Source organism: Methylobacterium sp. (assembly GCF_019750675.1).
Lineage (GTDB): Bacteria > Pseudomonadota > Alphaproteobacteria > Rhizobiales > Beijerinckiaceae > Methylobacterium.
Map to the genome: position 1 here is coordinate 1 of NZ_JAIEOF010000284.1, position 1,696 is coordinate 1,696.

General features: G+C 70.6%; 1 protein-coding gene. It reads left to right on the forward strand.

Features of this window, described 5'->3' with window-relative positions; genetic code table 11:
* Positions 1 to 1,696, forward strand: a 1,696-nt coding sequence (locus tag K2X24_RS14845; RefSeq protein WP_292499148.1) for an autotransporter serine protease, incomplete at both ends; no start/stop codon positions are given.

The window sequence follows — 1,696 nt, forward strand, 5'->3', positions numbered from 1 at the left end:
CGAGTTGGCGCACGCCGGAATACCTCGCCGATTTCGGTCTCGCCTCGATGAACGCCGACCAGGCCTATGCGCGCGGCATCACCGGGCGGGGCGTGGTGGTGGGGTCGGTGGATTCGGGCTACCTCGCCACGCATCCGGAATTCGCCGGCCGTGTCACTGCCCTCACCAACACCGGCACCTTCCGCGCCGACGGCTACCGCTACGAGACGGCCGCCGGGGTGCGCTCGAGCTTCTTCACCGCCGGATCGAGCTACTCGGTGCCCGGCACCTGGATCCAGGGCGTCAACGACGACCACGGCACCCATGTCGACGGCACCATCGTGGCCAACCGCGACGGCGTCGGCATGCACGGCGTCGCCTTCGGCGCGACGCTGCTGGCCACCAACACCAACGGCACCGATTCCTCGATCTACGGCACCAACCAGGACTACAACTACTTCAAGAGCGCCTACGGCAACCTGGTCGCGCAGGGCGCGCGGGCGATCAACAGCAGCTGGGGCAGCCCGCCGCCGCCTGAGAACTACAACACCCTGGGCGGCCTGTTCTCGGCCTATGCCAAGTTCCCGCGCCAGCTCGACTGGCTCGACGCCGCCGCGGAAGCCGGCCGTGCGGGCACCATCATGGTCTTCGCCGCCGGCAATGCGGGCGTGAACAACCCGACCGTGCGGGCCGCGCTGCCCTATTTCGAGCCCGATCTGGAGAAGACCTGGATCGCCGCTTCGGGCCTGACCGCGACGGATGCCTCGGCCTTCAACCGCTGCGGCGTGGCCAAGTACTGGTGCATCGCCGCGCCCGGCCGCAACGTCTACTCCACCGTGACCAGCGCCACGGGCGTGGCCGGCTACGGCCTGAAGAGCGGCACCTCGATGTCGGCCCCCCACGTCACCGGGGCGCTGGCCCTGGTGATGGAGCGCTTCGCCTACATGACCAACGAGCAGACCCGCGACGTCCTGCTCACCACCGCGACCCACCTGGGCGACGGCCCCGCCGACCGGCCCAACGAGACCTTCGGCTGGGGCAAGATCGACCTCGGCCGGGCGATGAACGGCCCCGGCCAGTTCCTCGGCCGCTTCAACGCCAATCTCGGCGCGGGCGTCTCCGACACCTGGTCGAACGACATTTCCGACGCGGCCCTGCGCCAGCGCTTCGTGGAGGACAGCGCCGAGCACGCGGCCTGGATCCAAACCAAGGCCGAGCGCGGCTGGACCAACGGCCTGCCGGCGAACGCCACGCAGGAGCAGGGGGTCGAGTACACCTACAAGCAGGCCCGCGATCAGGCCTTCCTCACCCGCACCTACGCGGGCGGCCTGACGAAGTCGGGCGGCGGCACGCTCCAGCTCACCGGCAACAGCACCTACACGGGTACCACCGAGGTGAATGGTGGCCTGCTCGCGGTGAACGGCTCGATCACCTCGCTCGCCAACGTCAATGCGGGCGGCACGCTCGGCGGCTCGGGCCGCGTCGGCGGCCTCAACGTCGGCCAGGGCGGTACCGTGGCGCCGGGCAACTCCATCGGCACCCTCAACGTGGCGGGCAACGTCACCTTCGCGGCGGGCTCGACCTACGCCGTCGAGGTCGCCGCCGGCCGCAGCGACCGCATCGCCGCCACGGGCGCGGCGCAGATCGGCGGCGGCACCGTCTCGGTCTCCCTGGAGAACGCGCTCAGCCCCTTGAGCCCCACCGAGACCCGCAGCCT